Source organism: Paenibacillus sp. RUD330 (assembly GCF_002243345.2).
In the GTDB taxonomy this organism is placed as follows: Bacteria; Bacillota; Bacilli; order Paenibacillales; family Paenibacillaceae; genus Paenibacillus_O.
The window spans coordinates 4,704,507-4,723,264 of sequence record NZ_CP022655.2 but is presented as its reverse complement, the minus strand read 5'-3'; the positions used below and the strand labels follow the sequence as shown (position 1 = coordinate 4,723,264).

General features: G+C 62.9%; 14 protein-coding genes. 13 read left to right on the top strand and 1 reads right to left on the bottom strand.

Features of this window, described 5'->3' with window-relative positions; genetic code table 11:
- Positions 1-17: 17 nt before the first annotated feature.
- From purB to CIC07_RS21575, 11 genes are all read left to right on the top strand, one after another.
- Positions 18-1,313 carry an adenylosuccinate lyase gene (gene purB, locus CIC07_RS21625; RefSeq protein ID WP_076359174.1) on the top strand — a complete coding sequence of 432 codons (1,296 nt, stop codon included), beginning with the start codon at positions 18-20 and terminating at the stop codon, positions 1,311-1,313.
- 78 nt (positions 1,314-1,391) lie between these two features.
- Positions 1,392-2,291: a phosphoribosylaminoimidazolesuccinocarboxamide synthase gene (locus CIC07_RS21620; protein ID WP_076359175.1), complete on the top strand. Its 900-nt coding sequence runs from the start codon at positions 1,392-1,394 to the stop codon at positions 2,289-2,291.
- A 711-nt stretch (positions 2,292-3,002) separates the two neighbouring features.
- Complete coding sequence (gene purS, locus CIC07_RS21615) at positions 3,003-3,248, top strand: phosphoribosylformylglycinamidine synthase subunit PurS (RefSeq protein ID WP_174806393.1); 246 nt, start codon at positions 3,003-3,005, stop codon at positions 3,246-3,248.
- A 4-nt stretch (positions 3,249-3,252) separates the two neighbouring features.
- Complete coding sequence (gene purQ / locus CIC07_RS21610; protein ID WP_076359176.1) at positions 3,253-3,948, top strand: phosphoribosylformylglycinamidine synthase subunit PurQ; 696 nt, start codon at positions 3,253-3,255, stop codon at positions 3,946-3,948.
- Positions 3,926-6,169 (top strand): phosphoribosylformylglycinamidine synthase subunit PurL, encoded by a 2,244-nt coding sequence (gene purL, locus CIC07_RS21605; RefSeq protein ID WP_076359177.1) that lies wholly within the window; start codon positions 3,926-3,928, stop codon positions 6,167-6,169. Before purQ ends, purL begins: the two co-directional genes overlap by 23 nt.
- Positions 6,154-7,842 (top strand): amidophosphoribosyltransferase, encoded by a 1,689-nt coding sequence (purF, locus tag CIC07_RS21600; RefSeq protein ID WP_234993071.1) that lies wholly within the window; start codon positions 6,154-6,156, stop codon positions 7,840-7,842. The genes purL and purF overlap by 16 nt, the downstream gene beginning before the upstream one ends.
- Before the next feature lie 1,166 nt (positions 7,843-9,008).
- Positions 9,009-10,052: a phosphoribosylformylglycinamidine cyclo-ligase gene (gene purM / locus CIC07_RS21595; RefSeq protein WP_076359178.1), complete on the top strand. Its 1,044-nt coding sequence runs from the start codon at positions 9,009-9,011 to the stop codon at positions 10,050-10,052.
- Positions 10,052-10,699, top strand: coding sequence for a phosphoribosylglycinamide formyltransferase (gene purN / locus CIC07_RS21590; protein WP_076359179.1), 648 nt, complete (start codon positions 10,052-10,054; stop codon positions 10,697-10,699). Before purM ends, purN begins: the two co-directional genes overlap by 1 nt.
- Positions 10,700-10,781: 82 nt before the next feature.
- Positions 10,782-12,329, top strand: coding sequence for a bifunctional phosphoribosylaminoimidazolecarboxamide formyltransferase/IMP cyclohydrolase (gene purH / locus CIC07_RS21585; protein ID WP_076359180.1), 1,548 nt, complete (start codon positions 10,782-10,784; stop codon positions 12,327-12,329).
- Between the two features lie 195 nt (positions 12,330-12,524).
- Entirely contained in the window at positions 12,525-13,799 is a 1,275-nt protein-coding gene (purD, locus tag CIC07_RS21580; RefSeq protein WP_076359181.1) for a phosphoribosylamine--glycine ligase, read from the top strand.
- 409 nt (positions 13,800-14,208) lie between these two features.
- Entirely contained in the window at positions 14,209-15,165 is a 957-nt protein-coding gene (locus CIC07_RS21575) for an MraY family glycosyltransferase (protein ID WP_076359182.1), read from the top strand.
- A gap of 165 nt (positions 15,166-15,330) precedes the next feature.
- On the opposite strand, the gene CIC07_RS21570 is transcribed toward CIC07_RS21575, so the two are convergent.
- Complete coding sequence (locus tag CIC07_RS21570; RefSeq protein ID WP_083688635.1) at positions 15,331-15,972, bottom strand: PadR family transcriptional regulator; 642 nt, start codon at positions 15,970-15,972, stop codon at positions 15,331-15,333.
- A 153-nt stretch (positions 15,973-16,125) separates the two neighbouring features.
- Here CIC07_RS21570 and CIC07_RS21565 point away from each other — a divergent pair, with 153 nt between their 5' ends.
- Together CIC07_RS21565 and CIC07_RS21560 are read left to right on the top strand one after the other, a co-directional pair.
- Positions 16,126-17,181, top strand: coding sequence for a polysaccharide deacetylase family protein (locus CIC07_RS21565; RefSeq protein ID WP_157741963.1), 1,056 nt, complete (start codon positions 16,126-16,128; stop codon positions 17,179-17,181).
- 68 nt (positions 17,182-17,249) lie between these two features.
- Positions 17,250-18,740 (top strand): FG-GAP repeat domain-containing protein, encoded by a 1,491-nt coding sequence (locus CIC07_RS21560; RefSeq protein WP_327205412.1) that lies wholly within the window; start codon positions 17,250-17,252, stop codon positions 18,738-18,740.
- Positions 18,741-18,758 lie beyond the last annotated feature (18 nt).

Below are 18,758 nucleotides of genomic sequence, written 5' to 3'. Positions count from 1 at the left end.
CAAAGGTGGATGAATGCATGCTTGAGCGTTACAGCAGGCCCGAGATGAGGGCGATTTGGACGGAAGAGAACAAATTCAAGGCGTGGCTGGAGGTCGAGATCTGCGCCTGCGAGGCATGGTCCGAGCTTGGAGTCATCCCGCGCGAGGATGTAGCCGCGATCCGCGAGAAAGCCGGCTTCGACATCGACCGGATCAACGAGATCGAGCTGGAGACGCGCCATGACGTCATCGCCTTCACCCGCGCCGTCTCGGAGACGCTCGGAGCCGAACGCAAGTGGGTTCATTACGGCCTCACCTCGACCGACGTCGTGGATACGGCTATGGGGTATATCCTTCGTCAGGCCAATGAAATTCTGGAGAAGGATATCGTTCAATTCATCGACATTTTGCGCGGACAAGCCGTCGCTTACAAGGATACCGTCATGATGGGCCGCACGCATGGTGTCCACGCCGAGCCGACGACGTTCGGCCTGAAGCTGGCGCTCTGGTACGAGGAAATGAAGCGCAACCTGGACCGCTTCCGCCATGCGGCCGACGGCGTGCAGTTCGGCAAGATCTCCGGCGCTGTCGGCACCTATGCGAACATCGACCCCTTCGTGGAAGAGTTCGTCTGCCGCAAGCTCGGCACGAAGCCGGCGCCGATCAGCACGCAGACGCTTCAGCGCGACCGCCACGCGGAGTACATGGCGACGCTTGCCCTGATCGCGACGTCGCTCGACAAGTTCGCGACCGAGATCCGCGCCCTTCAGAAGAGCGAGTTCCGCGAGGTGGAGGAGCCTTTCGCCAAAGGGCAGAAGGGATCGTCCGCGATGCCGCACAAGCGCAATCCGATCGGCTGCGAGAACATCTCCGGCCTTGCCCGCGTCATCCGCGGCCATATGATCAGCGCCTACGAGAACGTGCCGCTCTGGCATGAGCGCGACATCAGCCACTCCTCGGTGGAGCGCGTCATCCTGCCGGATGCGACGATGCTGCTGAACTACATGCTGAACCGTTTGGGCAATATTTTGAAGAACCTGCAGGTATTCCCGGAAAACATGAAGCGCAACATGGGCCGCACGTTCGGCGTTCCGTTCTCCGGCCGCGTCATGACCAAGCTCATCGACAAGGGCTTCAGCCGCGAGCAGGCGTACGACACCGTGCAGCCTCGCGCGATGCAAGCCTGGGAGGAGCAGCGCCAGTTCCGCGACATCATCGGCTCAACGCCGGAGATTACGGCGGTGCTGAGCGCGGAAGAGCTCGACGATGCGTTCAACCCGAGCTGGCATCTGAAGCATGTCGATACGATTTTCCGCAGGCTGGAGCTTATCTAGGCTCCAATCCGCAGCAGCCTCCAATCGGGAGCAAGCAAGATCCATTCATTTATTTCTAATTGAGGCAGGGGAGAAATCATGGCCGCAACGTCCGAAGCGCTGTCCACGGCAGCGGATCTTATCCAGGCGCCGCTGCTCTACAAGGGCAAGGTGCGGGAGCTGTACGATCTTGGCGAGCACTATCTTATCGTCGTGACGGACCGCATCAGCGCGTTCGATTACATGCTTGACCCGGCCGTGCCGGACAAGGGCAATGTGCTGAACCGGCTGAGCGCCTTCTGGTTTCAGCAGACGGCCGGCATCCAGGCGGGCCATGTCGTCCACACGGATGTGGAGCGGCTTGGCGGCATCGTCACCGACAAGGAAGCCTTGCGCAACCGCATCATGGTGACCCGCAAGGCTGAGCGAATCGATATCGAATGCGTCGTGCGGGGATACATCACGGGCGGAGGCTGGAAGCAATACCGGCAGAACGGCGAGATCAACGGCATCCGGCTGCCGGAAGGGCTGCGCAAAAACGAGCGGTTCCCGGAGCCGATCTTCACTCCCGCGGCCAAGAACGATGTCGGCCATGACGAGGACATTCCGTTCGCCCGCATGGAAGAGCTCGTCGGCGCCGATATCGCGGCCCAATTGCGGGACCGCAGCATCCGGCTGTATGAATTCGCCCGCGGGTACTGTGCGGAGCGCGGCATCATCCTCGCCGACTGCAAGTTCGAGTTCGGCCTCATTGATGGCGAGATCGTCCTGATCGACGAGATCTTCACGCCGGACTCCTCCCGCTTCTGGGCGGAGGACAAGTACGTGCTCGACGCCGACATCGACAGCATGGACAAGCAGATCGTCCGCGACTACCTGCTCGGAACCGACTGGGACCGCGACAGCAAGCCGGCTCCTCTGCCCGAGGCTGTCGTCTCGAAGACGACGGAGCGCTACCGGGAGATCTACCGCCTTCTGACCGGCGCGGAGCTGGTATAGGGCGACCTCCGTTTCCGACTGATGAGGAATGCCTAAAGCCGCTTGGCCTCAGCCTTTAGCTGAGCATAGAGCCGCCGACGCCATGCGAAGCGTGGTTTAAGGCTCGAAACGAGCCTTGCAGAGCCGCTGGCGCCATGCGAAGCGTGGTTTAAGGCTCGAAACGAGCCTTGCAGAGCCGCTGGCGCCATGCGGAGCGTGGTTTAAGGCTCGAAACGAGCCTTGCAGAGCCGCTGGCGCCATGCGGAGCGTGGTTTAAGGCTCGAAACGAGCCTTGCAGAGCCGCTGGCGCCATGCGGAGCGTGGTTTAAGGCTCGAAACGAGCCTTGCAGAGCCGCTGGCGCCATGCGGAGCGTGGTTTAAGGCTCGAAACGAGCCTTGCAGAGCCGCCGCGCCATGCGGAGCATGGCCTAAGGCTGTTCTTTTTCCGCAAGCGGAGCGGAGGAGGCCGAATCTGGAGAAGCTGGTCTGGTCGTACAGTCCCTCGCGTAGAGCGAGGGAAGCGGTGTGCAAGCGTTCGCCTTTGAAGACGGGATGGCCTCCTTGTGAGAGTAGTTCCGAGTGAAGCCATCCCGGGTTCAGCAGCGATCGGAGGATCGGCGCCATGCGCGGAGCGGTTTCCGGACAACAAGCTTTTCAGACGGTCGAGCATTCCAAACGCATTCCGGACTTTTCAACTTATTCATCTCACATTCCCCCATAAGAGGAGTTGCCATAATGAAAGCAACGGTATACGTGACGATCAAGCAGAACGTGCTGGACCCGCAGGGAACGGCCGTGCAGGGAGCGCTTCACAGCATGGGCTTTGCGGAAGTGGACAAAGTGCGCATCGGCAAATACCTGGAGCTGACACTGGACACCGAAGACCGCGCCGAAGCGGAGCAGCGGGTGCGCGCCATGTGCGAGAAGCTGCTGGCGAACACCGTCGTCGAAGACTATCGCTTCGAGCTGGAGGGCTGAGCCGATGAAGTTTGCGGTCATCGTTTTCCCGGGCTCCAACTGCGACATCGACTGCTACAAGGCCGTTGAAGAAACGATCGGGCAGTCCGTCGACTATGTCTGGCACACGGCAACCGACCTCTCGGCGTACGACGCGATTCTCGTGCCGGGCGGCTTCTCTTACGGGGATTACCTGCGCTGCGGCGCGATCGCCCGTTTTGCCCCGGTCATGAACGAGGTTGTCAAGGCGGCCGAAGCCGGCAAATACGTGCTCGGCATCTGCAACGGCTTCCAGATCCTGACCGAGGCGGGACTGCTGCCGGGAGCGCTGCTGCGCAACCGGGATCTGAAGTTCCTTTGCCACCAGTCGCCTCTGGAGGTCGTCAACGCGGCGACTCCTTTCACGAACCAATACGCGCAGGGCGAGGTCATCTCGATCCCGATCGCCCATGGCGAAGGCAACTACTACTGCGACGACGAGACGCTCCAGCGCCTCCGGGCGAACAACCAGATCGTGTTCCGCTACGCGAACGGCGGCAATCCGAACGGCTCCGTCTATGACATCGCCGGAGTCTCCAACGAGCGCGGCAACGTCGTCGGCATGATGCCCCATCCGGAGCGAGCGGTAGATCAGATTCTCGGCTCCGAAGACGGCAAGCGGATGTTTGCATCGATTTTGAACGCATGGAGGGAACAGCATGACGCAGCAGTTAACAGCTAAGGAACCGACGGCGGAGCAGATTGCCGAGCAGAAGATCTACCAGCAGTTCGGCGTAACCGATCATGAGTATGGGCTTATCTGCGGTTTCATGGGCCGCCTGCCGAACTACACCGAGATCGGCGTATTCAGCGTCATGTGGTCGGAGCACTGCTCCTACAAGAATTCCAAGCCGATTCTGAGGAAGTTCCCGGTGACGGGGCCGAAGGTGCTCATGGGTCCGGGCGAAGGCGCGGGCATCGTGGATATCGGGGACAATCAGGCGGTCGTGTTCAAAATCGAATCCCATAACCATCCGTCCGCAGTCGAGCCTTACCAGGGCGCCGCGACCGGCGTCGGCGGCATCATCCGCGACATCTTCTCCATGGGCGCCCGCCCGGTGGCGCTGCTGAACAGCCTTCGCTTCGGCAAGCTGGAAAATGACCGCGTCAAATACCTGTTCGAGCATGTCGTCAGCGGCATCGCGGGCTACGGCAACTGCATCGGCATACCGACCGTCGCGGGCGAGGTGATGTTCGACGAGAGCTACGAGGGCAATCCGCTCGTCAACGCGATGTGCGTCGGCCTCATCGACCATGACAAGATCCAGCGCGGCGTCGCCAAGGGTGTCGGCAACCCGGTGTTCTACGTCGGACCCGCAACGGGCCGCGACGGCATCCACGGCGCGACCTTCGCTTCCGTCGAATTGTCGGAAGAATCCGAAGAGAAGCGCACCGCCGTCCAGGTCGGCGATCCGTTCATGGAGAAGCTCGTCATGGAAGCGACGCTTGAGCTGATCGATTCCGGCATCGTGCTCGGCATCCAGGACATGGGCGCGGCCGGCCTCACCTGCTCCAGCGCCGAGATGGCGTCCAAGGCCGGCAACGGCCTCGAGCTATACCTCGACGAGGTGCCGCAGCGCGAGGAAGGCATGACGCCCTACGAGATGATGCTGTCCGAGTCGCAGGAGCGCATGCTGTTCGTCGTCACGCCGGAGAACGAAGCTCAGGCGCGCGAAATCTTCGAACGCTGGGGCGTCATCTGCGCCAAGGTCGGCAAGGTGACCGACGACGGCCGCCTGCGCCTGTTCCACCAAGGCGAGGAAGTGGCCGACATGCCGGTCACCGCGCTCGTCGACGAATGCCCGGTGTACGACAAGCCATCCAAGGAGCCGGCCTATTATGCGGCGAACGGGCGCGTTGACACGGCTGCCTATGGCGAAGCCGCCGACCTGAACGCCGCTCTGGAAAAGGTTCTGGCCTCCCCGACGGTTGCAAGCAAGGAATGGGTATACAAGCAGTACGACCATATGGTCCGCACCAGCACGGCGGTTCCGCCGGGCTCCGACGCGGCGGTCGTGACGATTCCCGGCACGCGCAAGGCGCTGGCGATGACGACCGACTGCAACGGCCGCTACGTCTATCTCGATCCCGAGGTCGGCGGCGCGATCGCGGTCGCCGAAGCGGCGCGCAACATCGTCTGCTCAGGCGCCGAGCCGCTGGCGATTACGGACAACCTGAACTTCGGCAACCCGGAGAAGCCGGAAGTGTTCTGGCAACTGGAGAAATCCGCGGACGGCATGAGCGAAGCCTGCCGCGTGCTGGAGACGCCGGTCATCGGCGGCAACGTCAGCCTTTACAACGAGAACGCCAAGGGCGCCATCTATCCGACGCCGGTCATCGGCATGGTCGGTCTCGTGGAGGACCTCAGCCATATTACGACGCAGGAATTCAAGAATGCCGGCGACGCCATCATCCTGCTCGGAGAAACGAAGGCCGAGCTCGGCGGCAGCGAGCTGCAGCAAGTGCTGGAAGGCAAGACGGAAGGACGCCCTCCGGGCCTCGATCTCTCGGTGGAGAAGCGGCTGCTCGAAACCGTCCTGTCCGCCATCCGCGGCGGTCTCGTCGCCTCGGCGCATGACCTGTCGGAGGGCGGCTTGGCTGTCGCTCTGGCGGAATCCGCTTTTGGCCGCGGCCTCGGCGCCGAAGTGAACGTGGCGACGGACCTTCGTCCGGACCACGCGCTGTTCAGCGAATCGCAGTCGCGCATCCTGCTGAGCGCATCGCAGGACAACAAGGCGGCGCTGCTGGCGCTGCTCGCGGAGCGCGGCGTTCCCCATGCGGAGATCGGCACAGTCGGCGGAGAAGAGCTTCTCATCAAGGTGAACGGCAAGCCTGGCGTCCAGGCTTCGGTCGGCGGGCTCCGGAAAGTCTGGAAGGATGCGATTCCATGCCTGATGAAGTAAGCATAGCGGTCCAGCTCGGCTCCCGCTGGGGAGAGGGCGGTCCGTCCGCCGTTCCCGAGCTGGACGGCGACGGCATCGCGCTGACGGGTTCGGCGCCGGAGCTGCCGGCTCCTGGGGGCATGCCTAGAGGGGGTTCAGTACCCGAGGTTCGGCCTGCCGACGCCACAGCACCCGCCCGCCGACTTTCCGGCCCCCAATCCAAGGAGCTTCAATCCGTATCCCGCACATGGGAAAATGCCCATTACAATGCGGGCATCGGCCGCGACGACATTTTCGACAAGCTGAAGGAAGAATGCGGCGTGTTCGGGGTATTCAACACCCCGAATGCTTCGTCGCTGGCCTACTACGGCCTGCATGCTCTGCAGCATCGCGGAGAGGAAAGCTCGGGCGTCTGCACCGTGGAAAGCTCGGATGGCAGCTTCGCGTACCACCGCGGCATGGGACTGGTCAAGGAAGTGTTCACGACGGACATCCTGGCTTCGCTGCCGGGCGACCGCGCGATCGGCCATGTCCGATATTCCACCTCCGGGGGCAGCCAGCTCGGCAACGCCCAGCCGCTCGTCTTCAAATACCGCGGCGGCGACCTCGCCGTAGCGACCAACGGCAACATCGTCAATGCGCCGTCGATCCGCCGCGAGCTGGAGGCGCAGGGCTCGATCTTCCAGACGACGAGCGACACCGAGGTTATCGCGCATCTCATCGCGCGCTCGTCCAAGGACTTCGTCGAAGCCGCCAAGGACGCGCTGCAGCGGATCATCGGCGGTTTCGCCTTCCTGATCATGACCAACGACCTGCTGCTCGTCGCCTCGGATCCCAACGGGCTGCGTCCGCTTGTCATGGGCCGCCTCGGCGATGGGTATATCTTCGCCTCGGAGACCTGCGCGTTCGAGACGATCGGCGCGACTTATGTCCGCGACGTCCAGCCGGGCGAACTGCTCATCCTCGACAAGGACGGCCTGCGCGCCGACCGCTTCGAGCAGGAGCAGCGCCGGGCATCCTGCGCGATGGAGTACATCTACTTCGCGCGCCCCGACAGCGACATCAACGAGGTCAACATCCATACCGCCCGCAAGCAGATGGGCCGCCGCCTCGCGGTGGAGGCGTTCATCGACGCCGACATCGTCACGGGCGTGCCGGATTCCAGCATTTCCGCCGCCATCGGCTACGCGGAGCAGACGGGCATTCCGTATGAGATGGGCCTCATCAAAAACAAATACACCGGCCGCACGTTCATCCAGCCTTCGCAGGAGCTGCGCGAGAAGGGCGTCAAGATGAAGCTGTCCGCCGTCCGCAAAATCGTCGAGGGCAAGCGCGTCGTCATGATCGACGACTCCATCGTTCGCGGCACGACGTCCCTGCGGATCGTCAACATGCTCCGCGAGGCCGGCGCCAAGGAAGTGCATGTGAGGATCAGCTCTCCGCCGTTCGCCAACCCTTGCTATTACGGCATCGACACGCCGGACCGGCGCGAGCTGATCGCCTCGTCGAAGACGGTCGAGGAGATCCGCCAGGCGATCAACGCCGACTCGCTGTATTTCCTCAGCGCCGAAGGCTTGATCGAGGCGGCTTCCGTGCCGGGCGACTCCAGGGGCGGCGGCCTTTGCCTCGCCTGCTTTACGAATGAGTATCCGACTCCGATCGACGAGAGCTCGGACAAGAGCTGCAGCTGTTAGAGGCGTTTTGAACGGCTGAGCTAGAAGCAAAGGGTGGGTGATTGCCGCCGCGAAAGCGGACGGTTCCTCCGATCGCTGTCGAACCTCGGAGGGAAGAAATCGCTTATGTCGGACTGGACGTCAGGAAAAGCTGCTGCGAAAGCTGATGGTTCCTCCGATCGCTGTCGAACCTCGGAGGGAAGAAATCGCTGATGTCGGACTGGACGTCAGGAAAAGCTGCTGCGAAAGCTGATGGTTCCTCCGATCGCTGTCGAACCCGGATTCCTCGATTGAAGTTTTAGTCAGGGATGGAATCCGGTTTCAAATGCGAGCGCTGGCGCTTCTCCGGAATCCATCTGCCTTCTCCGCCTTCCCCCTCCCAACCGCTCCACCCAATTCCTTCCCTCCAGCCGAGGAAAGGGAGGGTGGAGCCCGGCATCGCAGCTCGCCGGCCCCGTCAAAAGCAGCCGCTCAACCTCCGTCTCGGCAGCTTCGCCGGGATAGCAGCTACGGCTGGCCCAAAGGGCTTCGCGCGCTCGGCATCGCGCGAATTCCAGAACTGGCGGCAACGGCAGCGCCGCTCCAAAGGCTTCGCGCTGCCGCTGTGGGCGACAGGGCTAAGCCAAGCAGTGCCAAGGCCCAGCCGCAGCTGTCCCGGCAGCTAAGAGCACGCTCGCCTGCGCATTCGGCGAGCGGCCGAGAATGAGCCCGGAGCGGTGCTCGACCGCCCGGGCAAGCTCTTGCCGGCGGATTCATCCGCCCGGCCATCCAGGCCCGCCGGCGCGGGGGCCTGCAGGTCGGACTTGCCGCCCTTGAGCGATTGCGCGAGGGCGGAATCATCCCCAAATAAGCGTGTTGACGACGGCATTCCCGCTCGTTGGCGAGCTTTTGGCCCTTTCCAACGGGGAAGCGTTGGCATTCAAGATCGGCGCAGCCTGACCGCTCGAATCCGTAGAAGCTTTAGCGTTCGCATTTGAAGGCGGATGGCTTCCTTGTCATCGTACATTCAGGCCATCCGGCTTCAACAGCGATCGGAGGATCGGGCGGTCGGGCGGAGCCAGCTTTTGAATTCCCTCAGGCGAAGCCAGCTGTGGAACTTCCCTCAGGCGAAGCCAGCTGTGGAACTTCCCTCAGGCGCAGCCATTTCAGCCAGTCGATGTTTTTCATACCAAAGGAGTGAACGTTCAGTGGCAGAGGCATACAAGCAGGCCGGAGTCGACATCGCGGCGGGCAACGAAGCGGTCGAACGGATGAAGAAGCATGTGAAAAGAACGCTCCGCCCCGAGGTGCTGGGCGGCCTGGGCGGCTTCGGAGGCATGTTCGGCCTCGACAAGGACAAGTACGAGGAGCCGGTGCTCGTCTCCGGCACCGACGGCGTCGGCACGAAGCTGATGCTCGCTTTTGCCATGGACAAGCATGATACGATCGGCATCGACGCCGTCGCCATGTGCGTGAACGACATCATCGTGCAGGGCGCCGAGCCGCTGTTCTTCCTCGACTACCTGGCGACGGGCAAGGTGGAGCCGTCCAAGATCGAGGCGATCGTCGCCGGCATCGCCGAAGGCTGCGTGCAGGCCGGCTGCGCCCTGATCGGGGGCGAGACTGCCGAGATGCCGGGCATGTACACGCCGGAGGAGTACGATATCGGCGGCTTTACGGTCGGCGTCGTCGACCGCAAGAAGATCATCGACGGCACGACGATCGCGCCGGGAGACGCCGTCATCGGCCTGGCCTCGAGCGGCATCCACAGCAACGGATACTCGCTCGTGCGCCGGCTGCTGCTGGAGCAGGCGGGCTACGGCCTGCAGGATGAGCTCCAGGAGCTCGGCGGCAAGAAGCTGGGCGGCGTCCTGCTCGAGCCGACGAAAATCTACGTCAAGCCGGCTCTGGAGCTGATCAAGCGCGTCGAGGTGAAGGGCATGGCCCATATTACCGGCGGCGGCTTCATCGAGAACATCCCGCGCGTGCTGCCGGAAGGCGTGAACGTGGAGATCCAGTACGGCAGCTGGCCGATCCAGCCGATTTTCTCCCTCATGCAGGAAAAAGGCGCCATCACGCATCGCGACATGTTCACGACGTTCAACATGGGCATCGGCCTCGTCGTCGTCGTCCCCGCCGATCAGGCGGAGGCGGCCGTTGCCGCGGCGAACGAGCTGGGCGAGCAGGCATTCCGCATCGGCACGGTCACGGAGGGAAGCCGCATCGTCACGTTCCGCGGAGCCGACGTCTAATGGCGCCATTGCGCGTAGCGGTTTTCGCCTCTGGCGAGGGCAGCAACTTCGCGGCGCTGGCCGCGGCCGCATCCGTCGGCCGTCTGGCCGGCGCGTCGGTGGAGCTGCTTGTCTGCGACAGGCCGTCGGCCCCCGTCGTCGCCAAGGCGCAGGCGGCAGGCATCGATGCCTGGACCTTTGCCCCCAAGGACTATTCCTCCCGCGAAGAGTACGAGAGCGGAATTCTGGCCGAGCTGCGGCAGCGAGGCGTCGGCCTCGTCGTGCTGGCGGGTTACATGCGTATTTTGACGCCGCTGCTTGTCGAAGCCTTTGAAGGCAAAATCATCAACATCCATCCGTCGCTGCTGCCGGCATTTCCGGGCATGCATGCGATCCGCCAGGCGCTGGAGCATGGCTCCAAGGTGACGGGAGTCACCGTGCATTTCGTCGACGGAGGCCTCGACAGCGGTCCGATCATCGCCCAGCGCGCGATCGAGATCGGCGAGGACGAGACGGAGGCTTCCCTCGCGGAGCGCATGCATGCGGCGGAAAACGTCCTTTATCCTTGGGTCGTGAGGCAGTTCGCCTCAGGCCTCATCGCGCTGGAGGGCCGCCGGGTCCGGCTTCCGGACCGCATCGTGCCGGAGCACGATTCGGAGGACAAATAGCCAGCGGCATTTATTCCGTCATTGTTAGTGATGCAATCCGCCATTATGAATCATTGAATACAACCGATCAGGAGGGGACAAATTGGCTATCCGCAGGGCGTTAATCAGCGTATCGGACAAGACCGGCATCGTCGAATTTGCCCGCGAGCTTGCGGCTCAGGGCGTACAGATCATTTCCACCGGGGGCACCCACAGCCTCCTCGAAAAGGAAGGCGTCCCGGTCATCGGCATCTCCGACGTGACGGGCTTCCCGGAAATCATGGACGGACGCGTCAAGACGCTCCATCCCGCCGTCCACAGCGGCCTGCTTGCCGTGCGCGACAACGAGGAGCACCGCAAGGCGATCCAGGAGCTCGGGCTGGATTACATCGATCTCGTCGTCGTGAACCTGTATCCGTTCGCCGCTACGATCGCGAAGCCGGATGTCACCTATGAGGATGCGATCGAGAACATCGACATCGGCGGTCCGACGATGCTCCGCTCCGCGGCCAAAAACCATGCCTTCGTCACCGTCGTCGTGGATGCCGCCGATTACGCCTCCGTGCTGGAGGAAATCAAGGCGGACGGCGACACGGCGCTGGACACCCGCAAGCGCCTCGCGGCCAAGGTGTTCCGCCATACCGGCGCTTACGACGCCCTGATCGGCGACTATCTCTCCAAGCTCGGCGGCGAGCCGCTGCCGGAGCGTTATACGGTCACCTACGAGAAGGTGCAGGATCTCCGCTACGGCGAAAACCCGCATCAGCGCGCGGCCTTCTACCGGAAGCCTCTGGCCGAGGAAGGCAACGTCACGACGGCCGAGCAGATCCACGGCAAGGAGCTCAGCTACAACAACATCAACGACGCGAACGCGGCGCTCGCCATCGCCAAGGAATTCGACGAGCCTGCGGTCGTAGCGATCAAGCATATGAACCCTTGCGGGGTCGGCGTCGGAGCCGATATCCACCAGGCCTATCAAAAAGCCTATGCGGCCGACCCGACCTCGATCTTCGGCGGCATCGTCGCAGCGAACCGGATCATCGGCGCCGATACGGCGGCGCTGCTGTCGGAAATCTTCCTGGAGATCGTCCTGGCGCCGGACTTCACGCCGGAAGCGCTGGAAATTCTCTCCCGCAAGAAAAACATCCGCCTGCTGAAAACCGGCGAGCTTCCGGCTGCTTCACAGCGCAAGAGCGATTGGGTGATCACGAGCGTCGCCGGCGGCATGGTCGTGCAGGAGAGCGACGTGCACAGCATCGCGGAAGGAGATCTCAAGGTCGTGACCGACCGCCAGCCGACCGAGGAAGAGCTGAAGCAGCTTCTTTTCGGCTGGAAAGTCGTCAAGCATGTGAAGTCCAACGCCATCCTGCTGGCCAAGGATGACATGACGGTCGGCGTCGGCGCCGGCCAGATGAACCGCGTCGGCGCGGCCCGCATCGCGGTGGAGCAAGCCGGCGGGCAGGCGAAGGGAGCGGTGCTCGCATCCGACGCTTTCTTCCCGATGGGCGACACCGTCGAGCTCGCCGCTGCTGCCGGCATAACGGCGATCATCCAGCCTGGCGGCTCCATCAAGGACGAGGAGTCCATCAAGGCGGCCAACGAGCATGGCATCGCGATGGTGTTTACCGGCGTCCGCCATTTCAAGCACTGAGGACAGCTTCGGCAACAAGGCCTTCCGCCGTCTGCCGGCAGGCGTCCGGCGCGGAAAGGCGGAACGCATCGAGAGGCGCTTAGAGGCGCCTCTCGTTTTGTCCTTCGCCGGTCATGACGACGTCTTCTCTAGTTCCGGCTCGCCCGATCGGGAGGGCGGAAGGATCGACCTATATCATCTACAGGGGGCATGAATATGCGTATTCTGATCATCGGCGGCGGCGGCCGCGAGCATGCCATCGCATGGTCGCTCGCGAAGAGCGCCAGAGTGGAGAAGCTGTACTGCGCGCCGGGCAACGCGGGCATCGCGGAAGTCGCGGAGTGCGTGCCGATCGCGGCCGACAAGTTCGCGGAGCTGGCCGCCTTCGCCAAGGAGGCGGCCATCGACCTGGTGTTCGTCGGTCCCGACGATCCGCTTGCAGCCGGCATCGTCGATGTCTTCGAGGCGGCCGGCATTCCGGCATTCGGCCCGGACAAAAAAGCCGCTGAAATCGAAGGCAGCAAAATTTTCATGAAAAACCTGCTGCGCAAATACAACATCCCCACCGCCCGTTATGAAGCGTTCACGGACTTCGAGCAGGCTCTCGCCTACTTGCGGCTGCAGCCGCTGCCGGTTGTCGTGAAGGCGGACGGCCTCGCCGCGGGCAAAGGCGTGACCGTGGCCGCGACGCTGGAGGAAGCGGAGGAAGCGCTCCGGGGCATGATGCTGGGCGGCATGTTCGGCGCCTCCGGCAGCCAGGTCGTTATCGAGGAGTTCATGACCGGACAGGAGATGAGCATCCTCGCCTTCGTGGATGGCGAGACCGTGCGGGCGATGGTTCCGGCTCAGGACCACAAGCCGATCTTTGACGGCGATCTCGGTCCCAATACGGGCGGAATGGGCACCTATTCACCGCTGCCGCATGTGGATCCGGCTCTCGTCGAGGAGGCACTCCGCACCATCATCGAGCCGACGGCACGGGCGATGGTCAGCGAAGGCCGCCGGTTCCGCGGCGTCCTGTTCGCCGGCCTCATGCTGACGCCCGAGGGAGTCAAGACGGTCGAGTTCAACGCGCGCATGGGCGATCCCGAAACCCAGGTCGTGCTGCCCAGGCTGCGGACGGATCTGCTCGATATCGTGCTCGCCGCCATGGACGGCACGCTGGACCGGATCGAGATTTCATGGAGCGACGAGGCGGCCGTATGCGTCATTGCCGCATCGGAGGGTTATCCCGGCTCGTATCCGAAGGGCCGCACCATCTCCGGCCTTGAGGAAGCCAAAGCCGCCGGCGCGCTCGTCTTCCACGCCGGTACGGCGCTGCAGGACGGCCGAATCGTCACGAACGGCGGACGCGTGCTCGGCATCGTCGGCCGCGGCCGCGATATCGCGGAAGCGCGCTCCCGAGCCTACGAGGCGGCGGCAGCCGTTTCCTTCGAGGGCATGCAGCTCCGCTCCGACATCGCGATGAAGGCGCTGCAAGCCGACAGATAGGCTGAAGCCGCGGCTGCCGAGCAGAGGACAAGGATGCCGCGTCATGCAGCACCGTGAAAGCCCCTTTCCTCCGGACCGCCGGGAGAAAGGGGCTTTTTTTGTCATGCCATGCTTCGGAAGTCTCCGTCCGCCGTTTAATGAAGCGTTCATCTGACGTTCATCTGGCGTTCACGGTCGCCGGTTACAGTGGGCATGAGCCTGTTTGCGGAAGGATTCTCTTTCATGGCGTCAGCCTCGGCAGCCTGGCAGGCTCTGCTTGTCCGCTCCGACCGGGAGCGGCGTTTCCTGGGCCTGTCTCGAAAGGTGTCGAAGCAGGTCCATTAACAGGAGCTGCCGGGAGATATTGTCGTTGACAATGCCATTTTTGCCCAGATAAGATCGAATGGACAAACCTGGAAGGGAGTGGGGCATGAGTTACGCAATCGCTTTTCTGCTATCGTTCATTATTGTCGTCGCCTTGATTCCGCCGCTTCGCAGAGCCGCCCTGCGAATCGGCTTCGTGGATAAGCCCCGTGCGGACAGCGAGCGCAAAATACACCGGGAGCCGATTCCGCTGACAGCCGGAATTGCGATCTTCGCCGGGTTCACCGCCGTCTACTTAATCTTTGTCCGCGACACGTGGACGCAGTCGCTTGCCATTCTCGGGGGAGGGCTGCTCATCCTGCTGATCGGCCTCGTGGACGACTGGTACAAGACGCATGGCAAGGAGTTCCCGGCGCTGCCCAAGATGGCGGTCCAGCTGTCCGCAGCCGTGCTCGTCTATGCTTCGGGCATCGTATTCGCGGGCTTCGAAAATCCGTTCACCGGCTCCTACGTCTCGCTGCCGGAGTGGCTCTCGTTCCTTTTCACGGTCCTCTGGATATTCGGCGTGACCACGGTCATCAACTTCTCGGACGGCATGGACGGCCTCGCCGGCGGCCTGTCCGCGATCTCGGCGGGCACGCTGCTCGTCGTCGCGCTCGTCATGAGCCAGCAGGGCTCCGCGATGATGGCCGTCATCACCGTCGGCATCTCGGCGGGCTATCTCGTCTTCAACCGCCCCCCGGCCAAGGTGTTCATGGGAGATGCGGGTGCGACCTATCTGGGCTTCATGCTTGGCGTCATCGCGCTTGACGGCGCGTTCAAGCAGGCGACGCTGCTGTCGCTGTTCATTCCGATCCTGTCGCTCGGCGTGCCGATTCTCGACAACCTGCGCGTCGTCATTTCCCGCATCCGCAGCGGAGTGCCGTTCTACAAGGCGGACGCCTCCCAGGCGCATTACCGGCTGCTTGCCACCGGGATGAAGCCGGTCCAAGTCGTGTCCTTTCTTTATCTGGTGAACATCTGCTTCGGACTGTTCTCCATCGTGCTGCTGCTGGCCCAGTGAGGGACCATTAAAAGAGCCTCGATTCCATCGGCAAAAGGTTCCATTCCATTCAAAAGAGCTTCGTCCCATTCGGGAACGAAGCTCTTTTTTTGATACCGGCAGGCTGCGGGCAAGGACACCATTCCAGCCCCGCCCCGCCATCCCGGGCAGGAGCCTGCGCAGCCATCAATCCTCCAGCGGGTCCAGCGGAGCGCCGATCTCCCCGAGCCGTCCGGCGGCGGCATCCGCATGCAGCCTGCGCAGCCAGCGCAGCTCCGTCAGAGCATGCTCGTGCATGCCGGACATCATGTGCAGGGCAGCCCGCGGCACATCGGATATGTGCTCCTCGTACACAGCCTCCCAGTGCCGTACGACCTCTTCCTGCTCCCGGATGCGGTTCTCCAGACTGGAGACGAGCTCCTGCGGATCGATGAAGCGGGCGAATCCGAGCGCTCCGAGCATAGGGTGGTAGATCGGGCCGATCTCATTCATCCGGGCCATGAACAGTTCATGGAACAGCATTTTGCCCGGCTCGGTGATGCGATAGACCGTCTTCTCCAGGCCGCGCGGATTCAGGACGGTGCGGGCCGGCTCGATGTCATGGCTGGCCGCCAGCTGGTCGACCGCATAGTAGAGCGAGCCCATCTGGACCTTCGTATGCTGGTCGATTCTGCGCTCGAGCATCGTCGTATAGATTTCGTAAGGATGCCGGTCTTTCTCCATGAGCATGCCGAGGATGATGAGCCGCAGCGGATTGGAACGGGCGGATGACTTGTTCAGGACCGCCACCCCCTTTACGGAAATGTCTGCATCGAATGATATAGACATATTGTACCACAGACCGTGTCGAATATCGGGGACGGCTGTCAGGCCGTGTTACCGGATTGTAACTCCTCCTGGAGCCGGATCCCTTACGATGGTGTCATCCAATCATGTGGGGAGAAGTTGCGCGAAATGAAAGAACGAAGGAAAAACGACATCATGACACGACAGACGTTCGGGCATTGGGAAGAAAACAACGCGGGAGCGGCGTCCAGGGAGCAGCCTCGCCATCATACCGCAACAGGAAAAGGAAGATCGCAGGGGGCTTGGATCGGCCGGAGGCTGCTGCTGCTGCCGCTGGCCGCGGCTTTGGCGGCAGCGGGAGGCTGTTCCGCTGGCGAGCTGGCTGACCGCGTATCGGCCGGAGGATTTCCCGCGAGTCCAGTTCCGTCCGTCTCGCCGGGGACGGATGCATCCGTGACATCGCCGATGCCGGCCGGAAGCCCGGATCCGTCAGCCGTTCCGGCTACTCCGAGCCCGAGCCCGCGGCCAACTGCGAGTCCGAGTCCCAAGCCGCATGTGAATCCTGCGCCGGCTCCTGGAAACAACGTGGCCGACAGCGTCTACGGCCAAGGAAAGCCGTCGGTTGCCGGCCTGGCCAAGCCGAATGACGGAAGGCAGCATACGGCGAAGGTTGCGAAGGGAACGCGCGCGGTTGCCCTGACGTTCGACGACGGGCCGGACGGCCGCACGACGCCGGCCATTCTCGATATGCTGAAGAAAAATGACATCAAGGCGACCTTTTTCGTCGTCGGCACGCAGGTCAAGCAGTATCCGGATGTCGTCGCCCGCATCGTCAAGGAAGGCCATGCCCTAGGCAATCATACCTATCATCATGCCGATCTGGCTAAAACAGGCAGGACAAAGACCCTGCAAGAAATCGCGTATAATGATACACTTATCGAAAGGGCCACCGGGATCATTCCGAGCCTGTTCCGCCCGCCATACGGCTCGACATCGCCGCAGCTGAAGCAGCTGCTGCGGGACAGCGGCCGGAGCATGGAGCTCTGGAACGTCGATACCCGGGACTGGGCCGGCACATCCGTCGCCACGATGCGGGCCAACGTGAATCGCAACGTGAAGCCCGGAAGCGTCATTCTCATGCACTCTTTCGGCAGCAAGCTGCATACGGCCGAGCTGCTGCCGCTGATCATAAAGGATTTGAAGAACAAAGGCTACGTGTTCGTCACAGTCGACGAGCTGCCTGAAGCCTGATTCCCGCCGCCATGCGGGAATCGCAGGGCGGGGATAATCGGCATGAAGGAGGAGCAGGCGACTTGACCATGCGCTTTAAATACACTCGGCGGGAGGCGGGCCCTGCCCGCCGTCCGTCCTTGAAACGCCGCACGGCCTGCCTGGCCGCAGCGGCTTGCCTTATGCTGCTGGCAGGCTGCCGTTACACGGCTGCGCCCGCCGACCTGCTCACGGCGCCGGAGGCGGCCCAGCCGTCCGGCAAGCTGACGCAGGAAGTCCGGGCTTTGCTGCCTCCGGGAAGCTCGCTCGCCCTGCCGCAGCGGGAGAAGCAGCCGGAAGCCATACGCACGCTGGATCTCGACGGCGACGGCAAGCCCGAGGCGCTGGTCTCCTATACAGACAGCTATGGGGGCTGCCAGCTCATGATCGCCAAGGAGGAGGCCTCCGGCTGGAAGAAGTGGGCTACCATCCGCTCTGCGGCCAGCACCAGCCTGGACTGGCTGTCCATCGTCGATCTCGACGGCGACAAGCGGCCCGAGCTTGTGGCGGGCTGGGCGGTCAGCGTGCCCGGTGATTCGACGGCCGTGCAGCAATATATGCTGCAGGTTTACTCGTTCCTGAATCCGCAATTCGAGGAAGGGGACAGCGGGCTCGTGCTGAAGCCGCTCGCCGAGCTCGCCTACGAGACGGCTGAGACCGGCGATGTGGATGGAGACGGCTTGCCCGAGATTTCCCTCGTGAACCGGAACAAAAAAGGAACTCTCCCTACGCTTCGCGTGTACCGCTTGGCCGAAGGCCGCTTGGCGGAAGCGGCATCCCTGCCGCTGTATCCCGACGTGAATCTGTACGACAGGATCGCCGCGGGCAAAGTGTCCAAGGAGCGGTACGGCCTCATCGCCGAAGCAAGCGTTGGAGCGCATTCCTCCATGAGCGCCATGTTCATGTGGAGCAAAGGAGCTCTCGAGCAGGTGTATCCTCCGTACGGCAATCCCGACCTCGGCTTCAGTCCGAGCGGCGTCATGAACGGAGACATCAACGGAGACGGCATTCTCGAATGGAGCCGCCTCACGGAGGCGGCCGGACAGAAGCAGGACACTCCATATGCCGACATGCTGTTCTACACGGAGTGGATGCAGTGGAACGGCCTGCTGCCCGGCGACGAGAAATACGATGCCAGGGAGCCGTTCGCGCCGGTGTCGATCGAGTACAACAGCTATCCGTACGGCTTGTCGCTGCAGATCCCGTCGCGCTGGCGGGGCCAGTTCACGCTGACGCGCCCGGAAGACATCGCGAACGGAATCATCACCGTCAATTATTACAACGCCAAGTCGGGCCGCATCGCCCCGCTCTGGACGATCTGCGCCGTTCCGGTCAAGGAATGGGACGGCTGGTCGGCCGGGCTCGGCGCTCCGCGCAAAAAAGTCGTCAACCTCCGCACGGCGGGGGGATTCGTCTACGCGGCCGTGCAGGAGCCCGATCCCGACGGCAAGTGGCCGGAGGCGGAGCTGAACCAGTACCGCTCCATGCGGCTGACCGACGAGCAGCTGGCCTCATCGGTCAGGCTGCTCCCGGAAAATTAGCGATGCCATGGAACGGAC

What these genes read in the sequence shown, in the direction of transcription:
- purB (WP_076359174.1), top strand. Translation starts at nt 18, where the DNA reads ATGCTTGAGCGTTACAGCAGGCCCGAGATGAGGGCGATTTGGACGGAA.
- CIC07_RS21570 (WP_083688635.1), bottom strand. Translation starts at nt 15,972, where the DNA reads ATGTCTATATCATTCGATGCAGACATTTCCGTAAAGGGGGTGGCGGTC.
- purN (WP_076359179.1), top strand. Translation starts at nt 10,052, where the DNA reads ATGGCGCCATTGCGCGTAGCGGTTTTCGCCTCTGGCGAGGGCAGCAAC.
- CIC07_RS21565 (WP_157741963.1), top strand. Translation starts at nt 16,126, where the DNA reads ATGACACGACAGACGTTCGGGCATTGGGAAGAAAACAACGCGGGAGCG.
- purL (WP_076359177.1), top strand. Translation starts at nt 3,926, where the DNA reads ATGACGCAGCAGTTAACAGCTAAGGAACCGACGGCGGAGCAGATTGCC.
- CIC07_RS21560 (WP_327205412.1), top strand. Translation starts at nt 17,250, where the DNA reads ATGCGCTTTAAATACACTCGGCGGGAGGCGGGCCCTGCCCGCCGTCCG.
- purD (WP_076359181.1), top strand. Translation starts at nt 12,525, where the DNA reads ATGCGTATTCTGATCATCGGCGGCGGCGGCCGCGAGCATGCCATCGCA.
- CIC07_RS21620 (WP_076359175.1), top strand. Translation starts at nt 1,392, where the DNA reads ATGGCCGCAACGTCCGAAGCGCTGTCCACGGCAGCGGATCTTATCCAG.
- CIC07_RS21575 (WP_076359182.1), top strand. Translation starts at nt 14,209, where the DNA reads ATGAGTTACGCAATCGCTTTTCTGCTATCGTTCATTATTGTCGTCGCC.
- purQ (WP_076359176.1), top strand. Translation starts at nt 3,253, where the DNA reads ATGAAGTTTGCGGTCATCGTTTTCCCGGGCTCCAACTGCGACATCGAC.
- purF (WP_234993071.1), top strand. Translation starts at nt 6,154, where the DNA reads ATGCCTGATGAAGTAAGCATAGCGGTCCAGCTCGGCTCCCGCTGGGGA.